Here is a 19,309-nt window from a genome sequence, read left to right as displayed (position 1 = left end):
GTTAGTTCATCTGCAAAAGAAATAAAAAGAGCGAAGATTACAAAACAATCCTCGCTCTTTTTATTATTTTATTTTCTTTTTGAGAATTTCGCGTGCTCCGGGACCTTCGTGATTGGGATAACCTGGAGTATGTTTTCTGCAACGTGGGTCAGCGTCCACTTTCAGAGTACGGTAATCATCTTTGCTATGTTTGATATAGTCATTGAGCATTGCACGGTGTTCTGTAAGAACTTTGACATATTTAGGATCTTTAGCGAGATTTTGACGTTCTCCCGGATCTTTCTTCATGTCGTAAAGTTCTTCTCCGTTACCTTCCAAATAGTGGGTGTATTTGTATCTTGGTCCACGTACCATGCGTCCGGGAGTAGTGATATATTCATATTCGCTGTGCCATTCGGATACTACATACGGATGAGTTTTCATCTGCTTTTTTCCCTTTAATGTCGGGGCAAGGCTGATTCCTGCTTTTTCGGCTGGGACGGGAATTCCTGCTAAATCACAAAGGGTAGGCAAGAGGTCGAGTGTCGGTTGTGTGAGAAGATGGTCTACGGGCTTCTTCTGGTGTTTGATACCGGGTCCTGCAAAGATAAACGGAACATTTGTCATTTCATCGTAGAAACTGATGTGTTTAGTTACCATACGGTGGGAGGCCATTCCGTCACCGTGATCGGCTAAGATGACTATAATAGTATTCTTACCGGCAGGTGTGGAATAGAGTGCTTTTAAAACGCTGTCTACTTGCTTGGATACCATTTTTGTATAATGTTGGAAAGCGGCAATGTAATGACGGTAGTTTTCTTCACTCCAATGTGAGGCTTGTGTCATTCGTCGATGGCTGCAACAAATATATTGTACCGGAGTAGGTATGTTGTTCCAATCTTCTACGTCGAAATTGGCAGGTAGTTCGGGGAGAGTACCACTAATAGGACGATCGGTGTGTACTCCTTCGTTTGCTCCTACAAATCCGCATATATTGTGTGGATTTTGGAAATCGGCAATACAAATAAAAGGCTTTTGGGGAGGATTACTTAAATAGGCTACTGCATCTTCACAAGTTCCTACATCCAGGAAGCTGTCGTTGTTGACTGGAAATTCCGGATCGGTAAATGGCTTGGCTACCGGTTCTTTATGTTTAAAACCTCTTAGTGAGCCCATGTCGTGAGTCTTTCCAAAGTGTACTGCATCATAACCGTTTTCGGAGAAAAGGCTTCCTAATGTCGGTATGTTTTCCGGTATGCGTGTGTTGATAGGTTCACTGGAATTGGAACGTACATTTGTTTCGTGAGGCATCATACCACTCCATAACGCTGCACGTGAAGGTTGGCTGAGGGGACAGCCCACATAGGCATTGGAGAAGATCACTCCTCTGGAAGCAACTTCGTCCATAGGGAGGGTGCAACCTTGTGTTTGTCCGTAAGCTCCTACGACACGTTGTGTTAAATGGTCGCATTGGATAATCAGGAAATTGGGCTTTTCTTGTGCCTGAGCCGCTACGCTACATAAGGCTAATCCCATGAATGGATAAATCGTTTTCATTTCTGGTTAGAATTAAGTAATAATTGATTTGGAAGCAAAAGTAGCAAAAAAGAGAATGCAGAAAAGACTAGGGGAGCTGTTTTGGACGTCAGTGATAGTAATTTGTACAAAAATGGAATAGTGCCGAGTAGGGGAGAAGTAGAATGGGCTGTAATTAAAATGCAGATTAACACAGACTGGACAGATAATAAGAATTAATCTGCGGCAATCTGTGTTAATCTGCATTCTTAAGAATTATATTTGTTGATTCCCTTTTTAGCTGTTCATACTCATAAGGAATTCATCGTTGTCTCTGGTTTTTTCCAAACGGTCTTTTACAAAATCCATAGCTTCAATCGGATTCATATCTGCAAGGTATTTACGTAATATCCACATACGGTCAAGAGTTGTTTTGTCAAGTAACAAGTCGTCGCGACGAGTGCTGGATGCAGTGATGTTGACAGCTGGGAAGATACGTTTGTTAGACAGGTTACGGTCAAGCTGCAACTCCATGTTACCTGTACCTTTAAATTCTTCGAAGATAACTTCATCCATCTTAGAACCGGTGTCAATCAGGGCAGTAGCAATGATAGTCAGTGAACCGCCGTTTTCGATGTTACGCGCAGCTCCGAAGAAACGTTTCGGTTTGTGAAGTGCATTTGCATCAACACCACCGGAAAGTACTTTACCTGATGCTGGAGAAACTGTATTGTATGCACGTGCCAGACGGGTGATAGAGTCCAAGAATATTACTACGTCATGACCGCATTCTACCAAACGTTTTGCTTTTTCCAATACGATACCCGCAATTTTCACGTGACGTTCTGCCGGCTCGTCGAAAGTGGAAGCGATAACTTCCGCGTTTACACTGCGTGCCATGTCGGTTACTTCCTCCGGACGTTCGTCAATCAGCAACATAATCATGTATACTTCGGGATGATTGGCTGCGATTGCGTTGGCGATGTCTTTCATTAAGATAGTCTTACCTGTCTTAGGCTGAGCAACGATCAATGCACGTTGACCTTTACCGATCGGAGCGAAAAGATCTACTACACGGGCAGACATAGAATCAGAATAACCGCCTTTGCAGAGTTTGAACTTTTCATCCGGGAAAAGAGGGGTTAAGTGTTCAAAAGGAACACGGTCGCGGACGAAAGCAGCGTCACGTCCGTTGATTTTCGAGACTTTAACTAGCGGAAAATATTTTTCTCCTTCCTTAGGCGGACGAATCACTCCTTCTACTACGTCGCCTGTTTTCAAGCCAAATAATTTGATTTGAGATTGCGATACATAGATGTCGTCCGGAGAGGAAAGATAATTGTAATCGGACGAACGGAGGAAACCGTATCCGTCCTGCATAATTTCCAAAACTCCTACTCCGTTGAGGATGTCATCAAATTCGTAAGGTTTCTCACGCTCAATCACTTTACGCTCTTGCGGTTGCTGTGCCGGAAGGTTTTCGCTCGCATTGTTTTGCTGCGTAGCGCGTGGCATTGGCAAGCGTTGTTGGTGCTGATTCTGATTTTGGCCTTGATTTTGGTTGTTGTTACGCTGGAAATTATTATTAGCGTTATTGTTTGCATTGTTGTTGTCGCGTGGACGGACAATGCGTGGACGTTGTTGTTGAGATTGAGACTGTTGCTGCTGAGGTTGGGCTACTTGTTCGGGAGCTGATTGCACGGGCTCTGTCTTTGTTGCTTCAAACTTACCGAAGAGTTCTGTCGGAAGTTCAATCTTTTCAGACGGCAGATCTTCAATTGGAATGAAATCATCATCGTCAGCGCCGGTCAGGATATTACTTTCTTCGTCGATAACCGGTTCAGCTTTCTTTTGCGGTTTGGCAACCACCTTTTTTTCTACAGCTTTTTCTGCGGCGGGTTTATCTTTTTCCACAGCAGGTTTGCTAGGCTTTTCTTTCTTCTCGGTAGATTGTTGCTGCGCCGGAGCTGTTTTTTCCGTTGTTTCGGGGGCTTTCTCCGCAACTACAGGTTTCGCTTCGACACTGTTGGAAGCTACCTGCTTCGTTTCTTCAACTTCTTTTTTATCAGTTGTATCTGAATTTTTGCGCGGACGGCCTACTTTACGTTTAGGAGCAACAGCGTTTTCAGCTTTGGCTTCAACAGCAGGAGTTGCTTTTTCTTTGTTTGTTGTTTCTTCTTTGGGAGCTTGCTGGGCTTTTGCAGGAGCAGCTTCTTTTGTTTTTGTTACTTCTCCGGTCTTTGTTGCGGAAACCACTTTGTCCTCTTTTTTAGCCGGAGTTACACGTGAGCGCTTTTTCTTTTCTTCCTTGCGTTCTTCCTTGAGTTTGTCTGCGGCTACTTTCTTGGTGGCTCCTACAATAGCTTGTTCATCGAGTATTTTGTAAACAAGGTCTTCTTTCTTGTATGAGTCTGTTTTTTTTATGCCTAGTTCTTTGGCAATAATTTGAAGTTCCGACAGATCTTTGTCGTTTAATTGGATAATGTTATACATATAGTATGGTAAGTTATTAATATTTCTTTTTTGCTGAATTATGGACAGTATTGCTATAGCTCATGGCCATAGATATGCGAGCATATATGTTTGTTCTTTATTATGAATTAGGGATGTATATGTTGAATCGTAGAATGTTTCAACGGGGCAAAGATAATAATTTTTTTTGGATTCATATACAATCAACCGTTTTTTTCCACGTAAAAGTGTATCTTTGCTAGATAAAAGAAAATAGTATGACAGTAAATGAAGCTTATTTAATTTATTTTTCGCCCACCCATACTTCTAAACAAATAGCGGAAGCGATTGTTCAAGGGGCAGGCATAAAAAATATTTTTCCTATAAATGTAACTCAGCAAGTAGCGGAGGAAGTTGTGATTCCTACATCTGCATTAGCCATTGTGTCAGTTCCTGTATATGGAGGGCATGTCGCTCCTTTAGCGATGGAACGTTTACGGAACATTCGTGGTTTGGATGCTCCTACGGTGTTGGTGGCGGTCTATGGAAATCGGGCTTATGAAAAGGCTTTGATGGAGTTGGACGCTTTTGCCACACCTCATGGAATGAAGGTGATTGCCGGGGCTACTTTTATAGGGGAGCATTCGTATAGTACTGACAAGCATCCGATCTCAGCCGGACGTCCTGATGATTCTGATTTGGCTTTTGCTGCGGATTTTGGAAAAAAAATAATGGAAAAGGTGCAGGCTGCCGAGAATATGGATAAACTTTATCCGGTAGATGTGCGCGCCATCAAACGTCCGAGTCAGCCTTTTTTCCCTTTGTTCCGTTTTTTAAGAAAGGTTATTAAGTTGCGCAAAAGTGGTATGCCTCTTCCCCGTACTCCGTGGGTAGAAGATGAGAGTATGTGTACTCATTGTGGATTGTGCGTGACGCGTTGTCCGGTAGGAGCTATAACGAAAGGAGATGAATTGCATACGGATGAGACTAAATGTATCAAATGTTGTGCCTGTGTGAAAGCCTGTACTAAGAAAGCGCGAATCTATGATACTCCTTTTGCAGCTTTGCTGTCTGACTGTTTCAAAAAACAGAAACTTCCTCAGACCATTCTATAGATAATCACCCGTTTGGTTGTTTCGTCAATACGAAAGCGGTTATCTGTTCGTTCACCTATCAACCATGCGATGCGTTCTCCGCAGCAGAGTACCCATTGACGTTCCTTTTGGCTGATAGAAAACTTGCGGTCGGTCAGATAATCGCTTATTTTTTTCTTTCCTTTCATTCCGAAGGGCACAAAGGTGTCACCGGTCTGCCATTTCCGGCAACAGATTTCTTCATTCAGTTTGTCTGCATCGAAACAGGCTGTTTGTTTCTCTTGTGGAATCTGAAAGTCGGAAGTATATTCTTGTTCTTCTCTGATCAGTTGAAAAGGAGGAGTCGCTTTGTTTACAGATTGAACGGCTTCCAATAACAAGAATTCTCTATCTTTTATTATTTTCCATTCTTTACAGCAAAATTGCTTTCCCGGTTGACTGTGGAGCGAACTGGCGATGTCTTTTATTTGTGTAGAGTTGAAGCCTAATGGATGCAACACCTCAAAAAGGATTGCTTCGGGGGCTGGCTCTTTTAGCAGAGAACTGATCCGTATACCTTCTGCTGTAATGATTTTTGTCTTGGCTTCTTCTATATATTTATTATATAGAGTGGCTACATCATTTAAGTAATTGCTGGTTTCTATCAAGTTGTTTTTGACGGACGGATTGATCGTCTGCATGAGTGGAAGAAGGTTGAGGCGTATTTTATTGCGGGTGTATTCATCTTCCAGATTCGTGCTGTCGGTTACGTATTCCTGTTGGATACTTTGGAGGTAGTGAATGATTTCTTCCCTATTAATACAAAGTAAAGGGCGTACGACTACTCCGTTACGGGGACGGATTCCTAACAAACCAGTGATTCCTGTTCCTCTGATGAGATTCAGCAATATTGTTTCTACGCTGTCATCTTGATGATGGGCGACGGCGATGACATCCGCCTGGCAATCCTTCCTCGTTTTTTCAAACCAATTATAACGTAGTTCACGGGCGGCCATTTCGATGGAAATATGTTTTTCGGTTGCGTGTCGGGTAGTATCAAAATCAATGGTATGCAGGTTTATTTTATATTTTTCGCATAATTGGCGGACGAACTGCTCGTCTCGATTTGATTCTTCACCGCGCAGGTGGAAATTACAATGCGCAGCTTCACAACGGTAACCTGCTGTATGCAGGATGCATAACAATGCAACTGAGTCGGCACCACCGCTCAATGCCACCAGAATCTTATTTTCAGAAGAGAATAAACCTTCTTTTTCTATATATTGTGTAACCCGATGTTGTATCATATTTTGCAAAGATAATGGTTTATTGAAGTATCTCAAGTGAATGTCGCTTGTTTTTAATGGCAGATGGACATTTTGTGGATGAAAATATCTGTTATTTAAAAACAATCTAAATAATTTGCGTGCTCCAAAGTTATGAATTATCTTTGCCGAAAATTTTGAGAGTTATGCGTTTGTCCGAATTAAAAACAGGCGAAAAAGGTGTCATCGTTAAAGTATTGGGGCACGGTGGTTTTCGTAAACGTATTGTGGAGATGGGCTTCATTAAGGGAAAAACGGTTGAAGTGCTGTTGAATGCTCCACTAAGAGATCCCATTAAATATAAAGTTTTAGGTTATGAAATTTCTCTTCGTCGTCAGGAAGCCGAAATGATTGAGGTGGTCAGTGAAGAAGAGGCTAAGAAATTGGCTGAAGAGACTATTTACCACGAGGGACTGCCTGAGGATATTTCTGTAAAAGAAGAAGATATGAAACGGCTGGCGCTGGGTAAACGCCGTACCATTAATGTCGCTTTGGTCGGCAATCCAAACAGTGGCAAGACTTCTTTATTTAATTTAGCTTCCGGTGCTCACGAGCATGTGGGAAATTATAGTGGTGTGACCGTGGACGCCAAAGAAGGGTATTTCGATTTCGAAGGTTATCATTTCCGGATCGTTGATTTACCGGGAACATACTCTTTGTCTGCTTATACACCCGAAGAAATTTATGTCCGTCGCCATATTATCGACGAAACTCCGGATGTCATTATTAATGTGGTGGACTCTTCCAATTTGGAACGGAATTTATATCTGACTACCCAATTGATTGATATGAATGTCCGCATGGTCGTGGCTTTGAATATTTATGATGAATTGGAGAACAGTGGAAATACATTGGACTATCGTTTATTGAGTAAATTGTTCGGAGTGCCTATGGTGCCTACTGTCAGTAAGAAAAATCGTGGATTGGATACCTTGTTTCATGTCGTTATAAATCTTTATGAGGGAGTCGACTTCTTTGATAAACACGGAAATATGAATCCGGAAGTTCTCAAAGATTTGACTGAATGGCATGATTCTTTGGAAGACCGGAAACACCATGAAGAGGAACATCTCGAAGATTATGTGCGGGAACATCGGAAGACCGGACGTGTCTTTCGCCATATTCATATTAATCATGGTCCCGATTTGGAGAGGGCTATTGAGGCTGTGAAAGAGGAAGTATCAAAGAATGAATACATTCGCCATAAATATTCCACTCGTTTTCTTTCTATTAAGTTATTGGAGAATGATCCGGATATAGAACGTTTTGTACGTACTTTGCCGAATGCTGAAAGCATTATCGGTATTCGTGATAAGATGGTGAAACGCATACAGAGCACGATGAATGAAGATTGTGAGTCTGCCATAACAGATGCGAAATATGGTTTCATCAGTGGTGCATTGAAAGAAACATTTACTGATAATCATTTGGAACAGACGCAGACGACCAAAGTGTTGGATGCTATCGTTACTCACCGTATTTGGGGGTATCCTATTTTCTTCCTGTTTATGTATTTGATGTTTGAAGGGACATTTGTACTCGGCGAATATCCTATGATGGGGATTGAATGGCTGGTTGAGCAGATTGGTGATTTGATTCGTAATAATATGTCTGAAGGGCCATTGAAAGATATGCTGGTTGATGGTATCGTTGGCGGAGTAGGAGGTGTGATTGTTTTTCTGCCGAACATCTTGATTCTGTATTTCTGTATATCGTTGATGGAGGACTCCGGATATATGGCACGTGCTGCATTTATAATGGATAAGATCATGCATAAAATGGGGCTGCATGGCAAATCGTTTATTCCGCTCATTATGGGGTTCGGATGTAACGTGCCCGCTATTATGGCTTCCCGTACGATAGAGAATCGAAAAAGTCGGCTTATTACCATGTTGGTTAATCCGTTGATGTCTTGCAGTGCTCGTCTGCCTATCTATTTATTATTGGTAGGAGCATTTTTCCCGAACAATGCGAGTCTGGTCTTGTTGGGTATTTATGCAATAGGTATATTTTTGGCGGTCTTGTTAGCGAGACTGTTTAGTAAGTTTTTGGTGAAAGGGGACGATACTCCGTTTGTGATGGAGCTTCCTCCGTACCGGATGCCGACAGCAAAATCTATCTTCCGTCATACATGGGAGAAAGGGGCGCAATATTTGAAAAAGATGGGAGGAATTATTATGATTGCTTCTATTATCATTTGGTTTCTGGGATACTATCCGAATCATGATGCGTATGAGACGGTAGCCGAACAGCAGGAAAATTCATATATAGGTCAGCTTGGGCGTGCGATAGAACCGGTGATTAAGCCTATGGGGTTTGATTGGAAACTGGGTATCGGTCTGATTTCGGGAGTAGGAGCGAAAGAGTTGGTGGTAAGTACTTTGGGGGTTTTATATGTGGATGATCCGGAGGCTGATGAGGCTAGTTTGGCTGAACGGATTCCGATAACACCGTTGGTTGCATTCTGCTATATGTTGTTTGTTTTGATTTACTTTCCATGTATTGCGGCATTGGCAGCTATCAAACAGGAATCCGGAAGTTGGAAATGGGCGCTTTTTGCAGCTTGCTATACTACGGTATTGGCATGGATTGTGTCATTTACTGTTTATCAGATTGGAGGATTGTTTGTATGAATAATTGGCAGGAATGGATAGTGGGAGTACTGGTTGTACTCTGCATTGCCCGATTGGTATATGGTATTTATACTTTTTTTCGTCGTACGCGAGATAGTGGAAATCCTTGTGACAGTTGTGTAAGTGGCTGTGAACTAAAGGATATGATGGAAAAGAAAAGAAAGGAGTGCGGTGTAAAGAAAAAAAGTACAAAGAAAAATTGCTGTGGATAGTTGGTAGTTTCAAAATTTGTACTACCTTTGCAACCGCAAACGAGAAAAGACGGTTCCTTGGATGAGTGGCTTAGTCAGCGGTCTGCAAAACCGTGTACGGCGGTTCGAATCCGCCAGGAACCTCCAATTGGAGAAGGATTAGAAAGTAATTTCTAGTCCTTCTTTGTTTTTTAAGCATTCAAGGTCTTTTGCATCCAAAAATTAGTCAGACTTAATTTATTAGCCTGTCGTTTCTGCTCCTTTTCCACAGTATACCCTTGTCTTTCGAAGAATGGGCGGGCAGTTAAACTCACTTCTGATGTAATTCGTTCCATTCCCTGTTCAATAGCATATCGTTCTATTTCTTTCAAAAGTATAGTCGCAATGCCTTTACCTTGAAAGTCTTTGTGAACGAACATTGAATGTAGATATCCTTGCGAAGTGATAGAAGAGAAACCTACGATTTGTAATTGCTGGTCAACGGCAACAATAAAGTAATGGGTTTCTATCATTTTCTCTATTTTAGAAAGATCATTTCCGCATGAAGCCCAGTCTTCAACTTCTTCCTGTGAATAATCACGTCTGTTTATTATAAGTACGGTATTTTTGTACAAATCTCTTAGTTCAACACTGTCGGATTGTCGGGCTGTTCTGATCGTAAAGTTCGTTTTCATATTGCATCTCAAATTCATTTTTCCTATATTAGTCGTCGCAAATATAGGAAAATAAACAATACAGTCTATCATGCCATCAAGAAGAAAATAAAGTCAATCTTTCCGTTTTATCTTTGCACTTAAAGAAATATCAGTCTATCTTTGTAGTTGTAAATAAACGATTAAAACAGAATAGTTAAAAACCTCATGAATCGCATAAAAGGTATACTCTATGCGGCGGTATCTTCCTCCACTTTTGGGCTGGCTCCGTTCTTTTCCATCACTTTGTTAATGATTGGATTTTCAGCTTTTGAAGTACTTTCCTATCGTTGGGGGGTAGCATCAATTGTGCTGACTGTGTTAGGCTTATTTTCCGGGTGTAACTTCCGCTTATCCGTAAAAGACTTCAAAGTTGTCTTTGGCTTAAGCCTATTGCGGGCGATCACTTCATTCAGTCTGATTATTGCCTATCAGAATATAGCCAGTGGTGTGGCTTCCACCATTCATTTTATGTATCCGTTGGTGGTTGCTCTGGCAATGATGTTTTTCTTTCGGGAGAAGAAGTCGCTTTGGGTTCTATTTGCTGTTTTGATATCTTTGTTAGGTGCGGCTCTGCTTTCATTAGGAGAGTTGGACGCAAATAATGGTAATGCGATGGTTGGCTTAGTGGCAGCTTGTGTTTCTGTATTCTCATATGCGGGGTATATCATCGGAGTGCGGACCACACGAGCTGTGAGAATTAATTCTACTGTATTGACTTGCTATGTCATGGGGCTGGGAACTCTTTTTTATCTGATAGGTGCTTTTACCACTTCCGGTTTTCGTTTGGTAACAGACGGATATATATGGCTGATTATTCTAGGACTTGCATTACCGGCTACGGCTATTTCCAATATCACTTTAGTACAGGCAATAAAGTATGCAGGGCCTACTTTGACATCTATTTTGGGTGCTATGGAACCGTTGACAGCCGTCGTGATCGGTGTTTTTGTATTTGAGGAGTTTTTCACTGTCAACAGTGCTATTGGGATTATCCTGATTTTGATAGCTGTTAGCTTGGTTGTATTCCGAAAGCAAAAAAACTAGAAAAGAATTTTCTTTAATGAAAGAAGCTGCTTATCGGTATGATAAACAGCTTTTTACTTTGAAGAGCCTCTTGTCGGATTCGAACCAACGACCCCGAGATTACAAATCACGTGCTCTGGCCAACTGAGCTAAAGAGGCGTTATTTTCTTTTGCGGGTGCAAAGGTATGAATTTATTTTAAAAATGCAAATACGTCATGTGCTTTTTTTATATTTGCAATCTCACTAATGATTATACGAAGATGAAAAAGAAAATTATGAATGTGTGTGGTATGGCTTTCTTAGCCATAAGTGTATTGGCGTGCTCCGGTCAGAAAAAAGGAGCGACGGATACTGTGGTTTCGGCAGATAGTACAAAAGTGATTGCTGATGTAATGACTTCGGAAGCAGATAGTACAGGATATATTGTTCGGGTAGGAGAGACAGCTCCGGATTTTACAATCACACTGACTGATGGAAAACAAATGAGTCTGTCTTCTCTCCGTGGCAAGGTCGTAATGTTGCAGTTTACAGCAAGTTGGTGCGGTGTTTGTCGTAAAGAAATGCCGTTCATAGAAAAAGATATTTGGTTGAAACATAAAGATAATGCGGAATTTGCATTGATCGGCATTGACCGGGATGAGCCACTTGATAAAGTCCTTGCTTTTGCCAAATCTACCGGAATCACTTATCCGTTGGGATTAGATCCGGGAGCTGATATTTTTGCAAAGTATGCTTTGCGCGACTCCGGAATAACAAGGAACGTATTGATAGATAAAGAGGGAAAAATAGTAAAACTAACTCGTTTGTATAATGAAGAAGAATTTGCTTCTTTGGTGCAAATGATTAATGAAATGCTGAAATAAATAGAGAATTTATAAAAAGGGGAATGAGGGTATGTTGAAACGCAAATTTACGCTGATTATGATTCATTACGACATACCCCGTGTTTTTGTGAGTTTTCTAAGCAAGGCTGAGTTTTACCAGGTAATCGTAGTGTTTTCCTTCTTTTACCAATTCAGCCTTGAAACCGTATTCGGAAGCATATAAGTTAAGTGTTTGGAAATCTACATATAACCAGTCGAAAGTATCTCCTTTTATATCCTTATATTGCATCTGAAAATCAATTTCTCCGTAATAATCTCCTGCCAAGTCGATAACTATACTTCCGTCTTCTTCTTCAAAAAGATAACGTAAGTCGCTTGAATCCATCAGTATACACCCTTTAGGACGGAGCATGCGCTTCATTCGTTGGAAGAAATCCGGCATATTGTTTAGTTTTCCGATAATGCCGGAACCATTCATTAGCATTAAAATCGTATCGAACGTCTCATCGAATGTTTCGTCAAACAGATTGGTAAGACGAACATCATTTACTCCACGTTGTTTCATTACTTCGACAGATAGCGGAGAAATATCAATGGCACACACCTCCTTTTTCATCGCTTGGAGGGCCAAGACATGACATCCACTTCCTGCTCCTACATCCAATATCCGTCCTGTAGCCATTTCTAAGGCTGTGCGTTCCAATGCGGGCATAGATTGAATCGTACGGAATAACTCTTTGACAGGAATTTCATCCTCCTCAAATTGAGAAGAAAATACTCGTAAGCGATCGGCTTTGTGATGAGTGAAATAATCATAAATAGCGGCTCCCATCGGATCCTTTTCTGCAGGAAGAATTGTTGTTGCCATTAGTGGTTACGTATTGTTTTGGTTGGCAAAGATAAATAAATCCGTAGAAAAGGATTATATTTGTAGCCGGAAAAGTGAATATTAATAAATGATTGTATGAGTATAGAAGAAGCAATACAGGGCGGAATCGTCTTTAAAGGCAAGAAAGATAAGCCTAAGGAAGAGGTAAAGGTGAAAACGAAAGCGAAGAAGGCAACCTATATTCGTGGACAGCATGGTTCGGGTGCCGCAAAGATGAAAGCGGATATCCGGAGAAAAAGGGCAAATCGACATAAAAAATAAGTCTATCATAAAAAAGACGGGGCAGGATGATTATCCTGCCCCGTCTTTTTTATATGCTTACTTTTGTGGAAGTATCTCAATCCAATAGTCATCCGGGTCATTGATGAAATACAGCCCCATAGCTGTATTCTCGAAACATACACAATTCATTTCTTTATGATAAGCTCTGACGGCATCATAGTCACCGGCCACCCGAAAACAAAGATGACTTTCATTCTCCCCAAGTTCATAAGGAGCGGCATGGTCTTTTAGCCATGTCAGTTCCAGAAGAAATCCTGTTTCATTGTCTGTTAGGTAAACCAGCGTGAACGAACCGTCGGAAGCCTCTTTTCGATGGTGTTCTTTCAAACCGAGCGCTTTTTCATAAAAGGCAATACTCCGTTCCAAGTCCGTGACATTGATATTGAAATGGTCAAATTTACTTTTTATTTCCATTGTTGTAATCTTCTTATTTTTTCATTAAGAGCTTCACAATCTCTCCGACGTATGTGCGGGGTTGTCCGGCTTGCGGAGTAGTCTGTGAAGGCAATTTCTTACATTCTATAACAGCCGAAGGAGTTGTTTGGTTCGGAGCATAGAGTTTCAGCGTATAATTGTCCGCTTTTTCTATGGCATCATAAGACTGATCGGGGGAAAGAGTGCAATAAGCTACAGCCTTACCGGACTGATATCCCAACGCACCACCAGCGTTTGCAGTCATATTGGTCATGTTAAACTCGTCCTTTCCGATACTGATAACCAGCTTGCCGCTTCCCATCAGAGCATATACCTCACCCGGAATTTGCTTCAAGTCAATTTCTACGTAACCCGGCATATCCGATGAAGCTTTACCAACCGGAGTAGCGGGAGTAAGAGTGGCAGCAGGAACTGTATTGGCAGGTTCGGCAGTCGTCACCTTTATATCGGTCTTTTTATCTGTGCCGCCAATGACAATCGGACCTGCGGCTGCGACAATTGACGGAGTTGTCTTCTCTTCCTCTTTTTTCTTCTTTTCGGCTTTAGGACGAGTATCCGGTGCTCCGAAAGCGACGGCTACATCCATAAATATATCATCTGCGAAGTCTACCGTTTTTCTACGCCATTTAGCCAGACCACGTACCAACTTGGTCTTTGCCTTATTAAGCGCATATTTATCGGTAATCCATTCTTCTGCCTTATATTTTTCTGTTTCGCGATAAGTAAAACGGATTTTTTCCAGTTCTACCAGGCAGTTACCGGGTTTACAGGTAACGGTAATCTGGTAATTGATGAGTGTACGGTCTAACGACAAAGCACTGGAACTGAAAACAATCCATTCCTCTCCGATACCGGCAACCGTACCTTTAGCTTCATCGGAGAAAACTACCCGACTTTCAATATTCTTATTCTCTTTCAAGCGTTCTTGCATCCATTTCATAATAGTGCCGTAGATTTGCGCCTGACTCATTCCCGGAATTTGAAATTCTTTGGAAAATACGACCTTACCATCAACTTCAGGAACAGCTCCTGTAAGGTATCTGGTGTCGTCTCTTTTTTCTTTTGCAGATTCTGCCTTCATTGCCACCGGCAATGCAAGAAGCAGGGTAAGAAACAGAATTGTAAATTTATTCATAATTATTATGTGTTTATTTGGTAATCTCAAAACTTTCGCCCCGATGGGTGATGTTGACGAAACGGCAACCTGCATTTTCGGCAAAATTACGAAGCGCATTACCGCCTTCATAATCTTCACTGAAATGCATGGGCACAAATATAGTAGTTTTTATTTGTTCGATGAACTGTTTTGCTCCTTTCATGTAATCTTTTCCCATTCTTCGATCTACCGGAAACAGCACTAAATCAATGTCCGACGCTTTTTCTTTTAAATATTTAACTTCTGCAAGGAAATCACCGTTGGCTTTTCGTATCTCTTCTTCGGTAGATTCTTCGCTCCAATGCCAGTTATTTAAATCACCGGCATGGAAAATACTCCAGTCTTGGAGGTGAAGCAGAAATGAACTGCCGACATCCGTCGAACCGAATGCATCGATTCGTATCGTATCATCTTCGTACGCTTCTCCTTTTTTTATGAAGAAGGCGTCTTCGCTTTTGGCACGGTGTGATTTCAGAATATCTTTGGAAAAGATGTACTGAATATCGGGCCGTTGCTCTTTCCATGTCAATATTTCACGGTTAAAGTGATCGGGGTGGAAGTGTGTAGCTAGTACGTACAATTTGCCCGGCCTTTGTAAAAGGTAATCATGTACGATTCCCCGATTATTATCAGTCTCGGAAGAATCTTTATAGTAATCGATGATAACGGTTACCCCTTCTGCTTCGATGGCGAAACCGCTATGGTATATATAATCCAGTATCATAAGCTGAATATTTTAGAATTGCAATATTAAGTATTCTAGTTGAAGTTGCCAAGAAAAATCGACGAAATCAAGGAGCAAGACGACTGATTTCCCATTCTCCATTTAGTTGTAACGTATATAGGAAGCGGTCATGTAGACGGTTCGGCCGTCCTTGCCAAAACTCAATTCTGGTAGGAACAACGGCATATCCGCCCCAATTATCAGGCCTTTCTACTTCTTTCCCTATCCAACGTGCCGCCTCTTTGATGAAAGCGCGTATCAACTGCATTCTGCTTGAAATCGGTTGGCTTTGCGGGGAAACGCGTGCACCGACCCTACTCTTATAAGGGCGTTTCCGGAAATATTCGTCCGACTCTTCCGGAGCCACTTTGTTTGCTATTCCTTCTATATGTACTTGCCTTTCGAGTGTATGCCATACGAAAGAGAGGGAAATATATGGATTTTGTGCCAATTGTTTTCCTTTACGGCTTTCGTAATTTGTGTAAAAGACGAACTTGCCGTCGTGGAGCCCCTTCAGTAATACGGTACGTGTGGACGGCTTTCCTTCGGGAGATACAGTACCAACGATGACAGCGGTCGGTTCATCTACTTTTGCGTCGATGGCTTCTTGCAACCACTGACTGAAAAGCGAAAGCGGGTCGTCGGGAAGTTCATTTTCCCGCAATCCGCTTTTAGTATATTCTTGCCGGATATCGGCTATATTTCCGTAATTTCTCACATCGGTACTTCTATTAATAGAATATGCGAGTCTTTCAAAGTTTCCAATTCAAAACTATTAGTTTCGTAGATCCCCATTCCGTCACGACGTTTCAGCACTTCGCCTTCTACTGCAATTTCTCCTTCAATAAGGAATATGTATACGCCTGCATGACTTTGATGCATATGATACCCCAGTTTCTTGCCGGCCTCTACTTTGCCTATTGAGAACCAGGTGTCTTGCAAAAGAGATGCGGGAGTACTGCCGTCAGGTGATACGATGACTGCCAGCTCGTTGGGACGTTCCAGCTCACTGATATTGAAATCCTGATAAACGGGGCGTGTGTTCCGTTCTCTCGGCATAATCCAGATTTGCAGGAACTCAACCGGTTCTACGGGACTGGCATTCACTTCGCTATGGAAAATTCCGGTTCCGGCACTCATAGTCTGGATTTCTCCGACGGTAATAATCCGGCTGTTTTTCTTGCTGTCTCCATGTTGCAGATGTCCTTTCAGAGGAATGGATACAATTTCCATATTCTTGTGAGGATGTGTCTGGAATCCTTCTCCGGGCGCCACTTTGTCATCATTCAATACGCGAAGAGCACCGAAATTGATACGGTTGGAATCGAAATATTCATCGAAACTGAAGGTGTGATAACTATCCAGCCAATCGTATTGGGAATGCCCTCTTGTATCAGCTCTATGTATTACTTTTTTCATAAATAACTCCTTTTTCTTGTTGTTTATATGCTTCGTAAACAAAGTGGGAGGATAAAAGGTTTATCTCTTCACTTCATTTAGCAGAGGCTTGTGATTGATAAAATCTTTTATATTTTGTAAAGTTGTCATAGCTATGTTTTCCATTGCTTCACGTGTGAAAAAGGCTTGATGAGAAGTGACGATAACATTGTTGAACGAGAGCAAGCGGGCAAGCACATCATCGTCGATGATACGGTCGGACTGGTCTTCATAGAAGTATTCGCTCTCTTCTTCGTAGACGTCCAATCCTGCCGATCCGATTTTCTTGTTTTTCAGACCTTCAATCAGTGCATTGGTGTGAATTAACTGTCCGCGGCCGGTATTGATAATCATTACACCGTCTTTCATTTTACTGATAGAATAGTCGTTAATAAGATATTTTGTTTCTTCAGTAAGCGGGCAATGCAGAGAAATGATATCCGAACTATGATACAGTTCGTCCAACGAAGTGTAGACAATTTGTTCTTCTCTGGCAAAGTTATAATCCGGATAAAGATCGTATGCCAGCACATTCATTCCGAAACCTTTTAGGATATGAATCAGGATTTTTGCTATTTTCCCCGTACCGATGATTCCGGCTGTTTTTCCATGCATATCGAATCCCATCAAACCATGAAGGGAGAAATTTCCGTCTTTCGTGCGCCAGGATGCACGGGGGATTTTCCGGTTCAATGATAACATCAGAGCTACGGTGTATTCGGCAACGGCATAGGGGGAGTAAGCGGGAACACGTACTACGGTGATTCCGGCAGTAGCCGCCGCATTCAAATCTACGTTATTGAATCCCGCACATCGCAGTGCCAGCAATTTTACTCCGTTCTCTGCCATAATGCGGATGACTTCTGCGTCAGCGACATCATTCACAAAGATGCAGACCGCATCTACGCCTTGTGTCAGCAGTACGTTATTCTTATTCAGATGTCCTTTATAATAACGTATTTCAAATCCGAACTCTTTGTTTTTATCGTTAAACGACGATTCGTCATAAGGCTTTGTGCCGAAAAATGCAATTGTATAGGCCATAATATTCTTCTATAATTTACTTATAATATAAACGTAAAAGCCGGTCGATTTGTTTGGACTTTATTAAGTGATAAATATAGATTGTTTCACTAGAAACAGTTTGCTTTTTCAATTAAAATAGGGGCGTAATAGAAAATAAATGCACAAACATATATTTCGTGTGCAATAATGTTATATCTTTGCGCCCGAAATAATTTAAAAAAGATTTAGATGAGAAAAATTTCCTTGATTGGACTTGTGATGTTAATCGTTTCAATTCCAACTTTTGCCGGAGGGCTTCTGACAAATACTAATCAACATGCCGCTTTCCTTCGTATGTTATCTCGCGGTGCTACTTTTGAAATAGACGGTGCTTTGTCTAATCCTGCCGGTTTAGCTTTCTTGCCAAATGATGGTTTTCATATTGGATTGAGCATTCAGAGTGCTTTTCAAACAAGAAATATTGATGCGAGCTTTTTGACATATGAAAAATTTGGTGGTATTGATCCCAATACTCAAAGGCCAATTTTAAAGCCTTCAGATAATCCATTTACTAAATATTATGAAGGAAAAGCTGCTGCCCCTATTATTCCTAGTGTGTTTGCTGCCTATAAAAAAGGAGATTGGACTATTTCCGGTTTCTTTGGAATTACTGGTGGAGGTGGAAAGGCTTCATTTGATAGTGGTCTTCCTATGTTTGAGTCGGTAGCTATGGCGGGTATTTTCCAGGAAAGTTTGAAAAAACACTTGACTTCTGGTGGTACAAGCCCTCTCGCTACCCCTAATATGTATGACATTAACACCGCTATGGATGGTAAACAATACATTTATGCGTTGCAATTGGGTTTGTCTTATAAAATAAATGAATGGCTTTCTGCATTTGCGGGTGGACGTATGAATTATTTCACCGGAGGTTATGTCGGCTTCTTGGATGCTAAATTGAAGGCAGATTTAGGAGGCGGGGATTTGATGCATTTGGCATTGGATTGTGACCAGACCGGTTGGGGATTTACTCCTGTTATCGGTGTGGATGTGAAGTTGGGTAAACTGAATATCGGTGCTAAATATGAATTCAAGACTAACCTTAATATTGAAAACAATACAAAAAAGATTGAGGCTTCGGTAGATACAGATGCATTGGATCCTTTTAAGCATGGTGTGAATACTCCAAACGATATACCTTCTATGCTTTCGGTTGCAGCGGCTTATGAGTTTCTTCCGGTATTGCGTGCATCCGTAGAGTATCATTTTTATGATGATAAGAATGCAGGGATGGCCGGTGACAAACAGAAATATTTGACAAAGGGTACAAATGAGTATTTAATGGGTATTGAATGGGATGTAATTAAAAGACTGACATTGAGTTGTGGTGCTCAAATTACAGACTATGGATTATCTGATAACTTCCAAAGTGATACTAGCTTTTCTTGTGATTCTTATTCTGTAGGATTTGGAGCAAAACTTCAATTGAGTGAAAGAGCAAATCTGAATGTTGGTTATATGTGGACTACTTATGAAGATTATACTAAAACTTCCCAAAACTATAATGGTACAGGGTTGTCCGGAACTAACGTATATAGCCGCACTAATAAAGTATTCGGTCTTAGCATTGACTATAAATTCTAATTGCGCATAATCCGTTACTATTTTCTA

18 protein-coding genes and 2 tRNA genes are annotated in these 19,309 nt (G+C 41.3%); 8 read left to right on the top strand and 12 right to left on the bottom strand.

Translation table 11 applies throughout. From position 1 onward, the window contains the following. Nucleotides 1–63: 63 nt before the first annotated feature. Together GD630_RS09615 and rho are read right to left on the bottom strand one after the other, a co-directional pair. Complete coding sequence (locus tag GD630_RS09615) at nucleotides 64–1,536, bottom strand: sulfatase family protein (RefSeq protein WP_182505746.1); 1,473 nt, start codon at nucleotides 1,534–1,536, stop codon at nucleotides 64–66. Nucleotides 1,537–1,791: 255 nt separating this feature from the next. Then, the gene (rho, locus tag GD630_RS09610) at nucleotides 1,792–3,987 is read right to left on the bottom strand and encodes a transcription termination factor Rho (RefSeq protein WP_143866570.1); all 2,196 of its coding nucleotides are present in this window, start codon (nucleotides 3,985–3,987) and stop codon (nucleotides 1,792–1,794) included. 236 nt (nucleotides 3,988–4,223) lie between these two features. Here rho and GD630_RS09605 point away from each other — a divergent pair, with 236 nt between their 5' ends. Next, a complete protein-coding gene (locus tag GD630_RS09605) occupies nucleotides 4,224–5,060 on the top strand; it encodes a 4Fe-4S dicluster domain-containing protein (RefSeq protein ID WP_143866568.1) in 837 nt (278 codons plus the stop codon). On the opposite strand, the gene tilS is transcribed toward GD630_RS09605, so the two are convergent. Next, entirely contained in the window at nucleotides 5,045–6,325 is a 1,281-nt protein-coding gene (gene tilS / locus GD630_RS09600) for a tRNA lysidine(34) synthetase TilS (RefSeq protein WP_143866566.1), read from the bottom strand. The genes GD630_RS09605 and tilS overlap by 16 nt on opposite strands. Before the next feature lie 164 nt (nucleotides 6,326–6,489). On the opposite strand from tilS, the gene feoB reads away from it, so the two are divergent. From feoB to GD630_RS09585, 3 genes are all read left to right on the top strand, one after another. Further along, nucleotides 6,490–8,976, top strand: a complete 2,487-nt coding sequence (feoB, locus tag GD630_RS09595; protein WP_143866564.1) for a ferrous iron transport protein B — start codon at nucleotides 6,490–6,492, stop codon at nucleotides 8,974–8,976. Continuing rightward, complete coding sequence (locus tag GD630_RS09590) at nucleotides 8,973–9,188, top strand: hypothetical protein (protein WP_143866562.1); 216 nt, start codon at nucleotides 8,973–8,975, stop codon at nucleotides 9,186–9,188. The genes feoB and GD630_RS09590 overlap by 4 nt, the downstream gene beginning before the upstream one ends. Nucleotides 9,189–9,239: 51 nt before the next feature. After that, nucleotides 9,240–9,314 (top strand) — tRNA-Cys (locus tag GD630_RS09585). 44 nt (nucleotides 9,315–9,358) lie between these two features. Here GD630_RS09585 and GD630_RS09580 read toward each other — a convergent pair. Continuing rightward, a complete protein-coding gene (locus GD630_RS09580; RefSeq protein WP_029425791.1) occupies nucleotides 9,359–9,841 on the bottom strand; it encodes a GNAT family N-acetyltransferase in 483 nt (160 codons plus the stop codon). A gap of 186 nt (nucleotides 9,842–10,027) precedes the next feature. Here GD630_RS09580 and GD630_RS09575 point away from each other — a divergent pair, with 186 nt between their 5' ends. Continuing rightward, nucleotides 10,028–10,906 carry a DMT family transporter gene (locus GD630_RS09575; protein WP_143866560.1) on the top strand — a complete coding sequence of 293 codons (879 nt, stop codon included), beginning with the start codon at nucleotides 10,028–10,030 and terminating at the stop codon, nucleotides 10,904–10,906. Nucleotides 10,907–10,970: 64 nt separating this feature from the next. Here GD630_RS09575 and GD630_RS09570 read toward each other — a convergent pair. After that, nucleotides 10,971–11,044, bottom strand: a tRNA-Thr gene (locus tag GD630_RS09570). A gap of 102 nt (nucleotides 11,045–11,146) precedes the next feature. Here GD630_RS09570 and GD630_RS09565 point away from each other — a divergent pair. Beyond that, entirely contained in the window at nucleotides 11,147–11,749 is a 603-nt protein-coding gene (locus GD630_RS09565; protein WP_143866558.1) for a TlpA family protein disulfide reductase, read from the top strand. A gap of 97 nt (nucleotides 11,750–11,846) precedes the next feature. Here GD630_RS09565 and GD630_RS09560 read toward each other — a convergent pair whose 3' ends face one another. Then, complete coding sequence (locus GD630_RS09560; RefSeq protein WP_143866556.1) at nucleotides 11,847–12,578, bottom strand: class I SAM-dependent methyltransferase; 732 nt, start codon at nucleotides 12,576–12,578, stop codon at nucleotides 11,847–11,849. A 96-nt stretch (nucleotides 12,579–12,674) separates the two neighbouring features. Here GD630_RS09560 and GD630_RS09555 point away from each other — a divergent pair, with 96 nt between their 5' ends. Next, a complete protein-coding gene (locus GD630_RS09555) occupies nucleotides 12,675–12,860 on the top strand; it encodes a hypothetical protein (RefSeq protein ID WP_143866554.1) in 186 nt (61 codons plus the stop codon). Between the two features lie 57 nt (nucleotides 12,861–12,917). On the opposite strand, the gene GD630_RS09550 is transcribed toward GD630_RS09555, so the two are convergent. The 6 genes from GD630_RS09550 to GD630_RS09525 all read right to left on the bottom strand — a co-directional run bounded on the left by GD630_RS09550 (nucleotide 12,918) and on the right by GD630_RS09525 (nucleotide 17,677). After that, on the bottom strand, nucleotides 12,918–13,295 hold the full coding sequence (locus GD630_RS09550) for a VOC family protein (protein WP_143866552.1): 378 nt from the start codon (nucleotides 13,293–13,295) through the stop codon (nucleotides 12,918–12,920). A 13-nt stretch (nucleotides 13,296–13,308) separates the two neighbouring features. Then, on the bottom strand, nucleotides 13,309–14,451 hold the full coding sequence (locus GD630_RS09545) for a DUF4468 domain-containing protein (RefSeq protein ID WP_143866550.1): 1,143 nt from the start codon (nucleotides 14,449–14,451) through the stop codon (nucleotides 13,309–13,311). Between the two features lie 13 nt (nucleotides 14,452–14,464). Then, nucleotides 14,465–15,196, bottom strand: coding sequence for an MBL fold metallo-hydrolase (locus GD630_RS09540; RefSeq protein ID WP_143866548.1), 732 nt, complete (start codon nucleotides 15,194–15,196; stop codon nucleotides 14,465–14,467). A 67-nt stretch (nucleotides 15,197–15,263) separates the two neighbouring features. Continuing rightward, complete coding sequence (pdxH, locus tag GD630_RS09535; protein WP_143866545.1) at nucleotides 15,264–15,914, bottom strand: pyridoxamine 5'-phosphate oxidase; 651 nt, start codon at nucleotides 15,912–15,914, stop codon at nucleotides 15,264–15,266. Then, on the bottom strand, nucleotides 15,911–16,615 hold the full coding sequence (locus GD630_RS09530) for a pirin family protein (protein ID WP_143866543.1): 705 nt from the start codon (nucleotides 16,613–16,615) through the stop codon (nucleotides 15,911–15,913). Before GD630_RS09530 ends, pdxH begins: the two co-directional genes overlap by 4 nt. Nucleotides 16,616–16,675: 60 nt before the next feature. After that, on the bottom strand, nucleotides 16,676–17,677 hold the full coding sequence (locus GD630_RS09525) for a 2-hydroxyacid dehydrogenase (protein ID WP_007765742.1): 1,002 nt from the start codon (nucleotides 17,675–17,677) through the stop codon (nucleotides 16,676–16,678). A 210-nt stretch (nucleotides 17,678–17,887) separates the two neighbouring features. Here GD630_RS09525 and GD630_RS09520 point away from each other — a divergent pair, with 210 nt between their 5' ends. After that, on the top strand, nucleotides 17,888–19,282 hold the full coding sequence (locus GD630_RS09520) for an OmpP1/FadL family transporter (protein ID WP_143866541.1): 1,395 nt from the start codon (nucleotides 17,888–17,890) through the stop codon (nucleotides 19,280–19,282). The last annotated feature ends 27 nt before the right edge of the window (nucleotides 19,283–19,309 follow it).

The organism is Bacteroides zhangwenhongii (genome assembly GCF_009193325.2).
Taxonomy (GTDB): Bacteria; Bacteroidota; Bacteroidia; order Bacteroidales; family Bacteroidaceae; genus Bacteroides; species Bacteroides zhangwenhongii.
This window is presented reverse-complemented; position numbering and strand designations above follow the sequence as displayed.

Coding starts and splice junctions, on each gene's coding strand:
- GD630_RS09615 (WP_182505746.1), bottom strand. CDS start 1,536: ATGAAAACGATTTATCCATTCATGGGATTAGCCTTATGTAGCGTAGCG.
- rho (WP_143866570.1), bottom strand. CDS start 3,987: ATGTATAACATTATCCAATTAAACGACAAAGATCTGTCGGAACTTCAA.
- GD630_RS09605 (WP_143866568.1), top strand. CDS start 4,224: ATGACAGTAAATGAAGCTTATTTAATTTATTTTTCGCCCACCCATACT.
- tilS (WP_143866566.1), bottom strand. CDS start 6,325: ATGATACAACATCGGGTTACACAATATATAGAAAAAGAAGGTTTATTC.
- feoB (WP_143866564.1), top strand. CDS start 6,490: ATGCGTTTGTCCGAATTAAAAACAGGCGAAAAAGGTGTCATCGTTAAA.
- GD630_RS09590 (WP_143866562.1), top strand. CDS start 8,973: ATGAATAATTGGCAGGAATGGATAGTGGGAGTACTGGTTGTACTCTGC.
- GD630_RS09580 (WP_029425791.1), bottom strand. CDS start 9,841: ATGAAAACGAACTTTACGATCAGAACAGCCCGACAATCCGACAGTGTT.
- GD630_RS09575 (WP_143866560.1), top strand. CDS start 10,028: ATGAATCGCATAAAAGGTATACTCTATGCGGCGGTATCTTCCTCCACT.
- GD630_RS09565 (WP_143866558.1), top strand. CDS start 11,147: ATGAAAAAGAAAATTATGAATGTGTGTGGTATGGCTTTCTTAGCCATA.
- GD630_RS09560 (WP_143866556.1), bottom strand. CDS start 12,578: ATGGCAACAACAATTCTTCCTGCAGAAAAGGATCCGATGGGAGCCGCT.
- GD630_RS09555 (WP_143866554.1), top strand. CDS start 12,675: ATGAGTATAGAAGAAGCAATACAGGGCGGAATCGTCTTTAAAGGCAAG.
- GD630_RS09550 (WP_143866552.1), bottom strand. CDS start 13,295: ATGGAAATAAAAAGTAAATTTGACCATTTCAATATCAATGTCACGGAC.
- GD630_RS09545 (WP_143866550.1), bottom strand. CDS start 14,451: ATGAATAAATTTACAATTCTGTTTCTTACCCTGCTTCTTGCATTGCCG.
- GD630_RS09540 (WP_143866548.1), bottom strand. CDS start 15,196: ATGATACTGGATTATATATACCATAGCGGTTTCGCCATCGAAGCAGAA.
- GD630_RS09530 (WP_143866543.1), bottom strand. CDS start 16,615: ATGAAAAAAGTAATACATAGAGCTGATACAAGAGGGCATTCCCAATAC.
- GD630_RS09525 (WP_007765742.1), bottom strand. CDS start 17,677: ATGGCCTATACAATTGCATTTTTCGGCACAAAGCCTTATGACGAATCG.
- GD630_RS09520 (WP_143866541.1), top strand. CDS start 17,888: ATGAGAAAAATTTCCTTGATTGGACTTGTGATGTTAATCGTTTCAATT.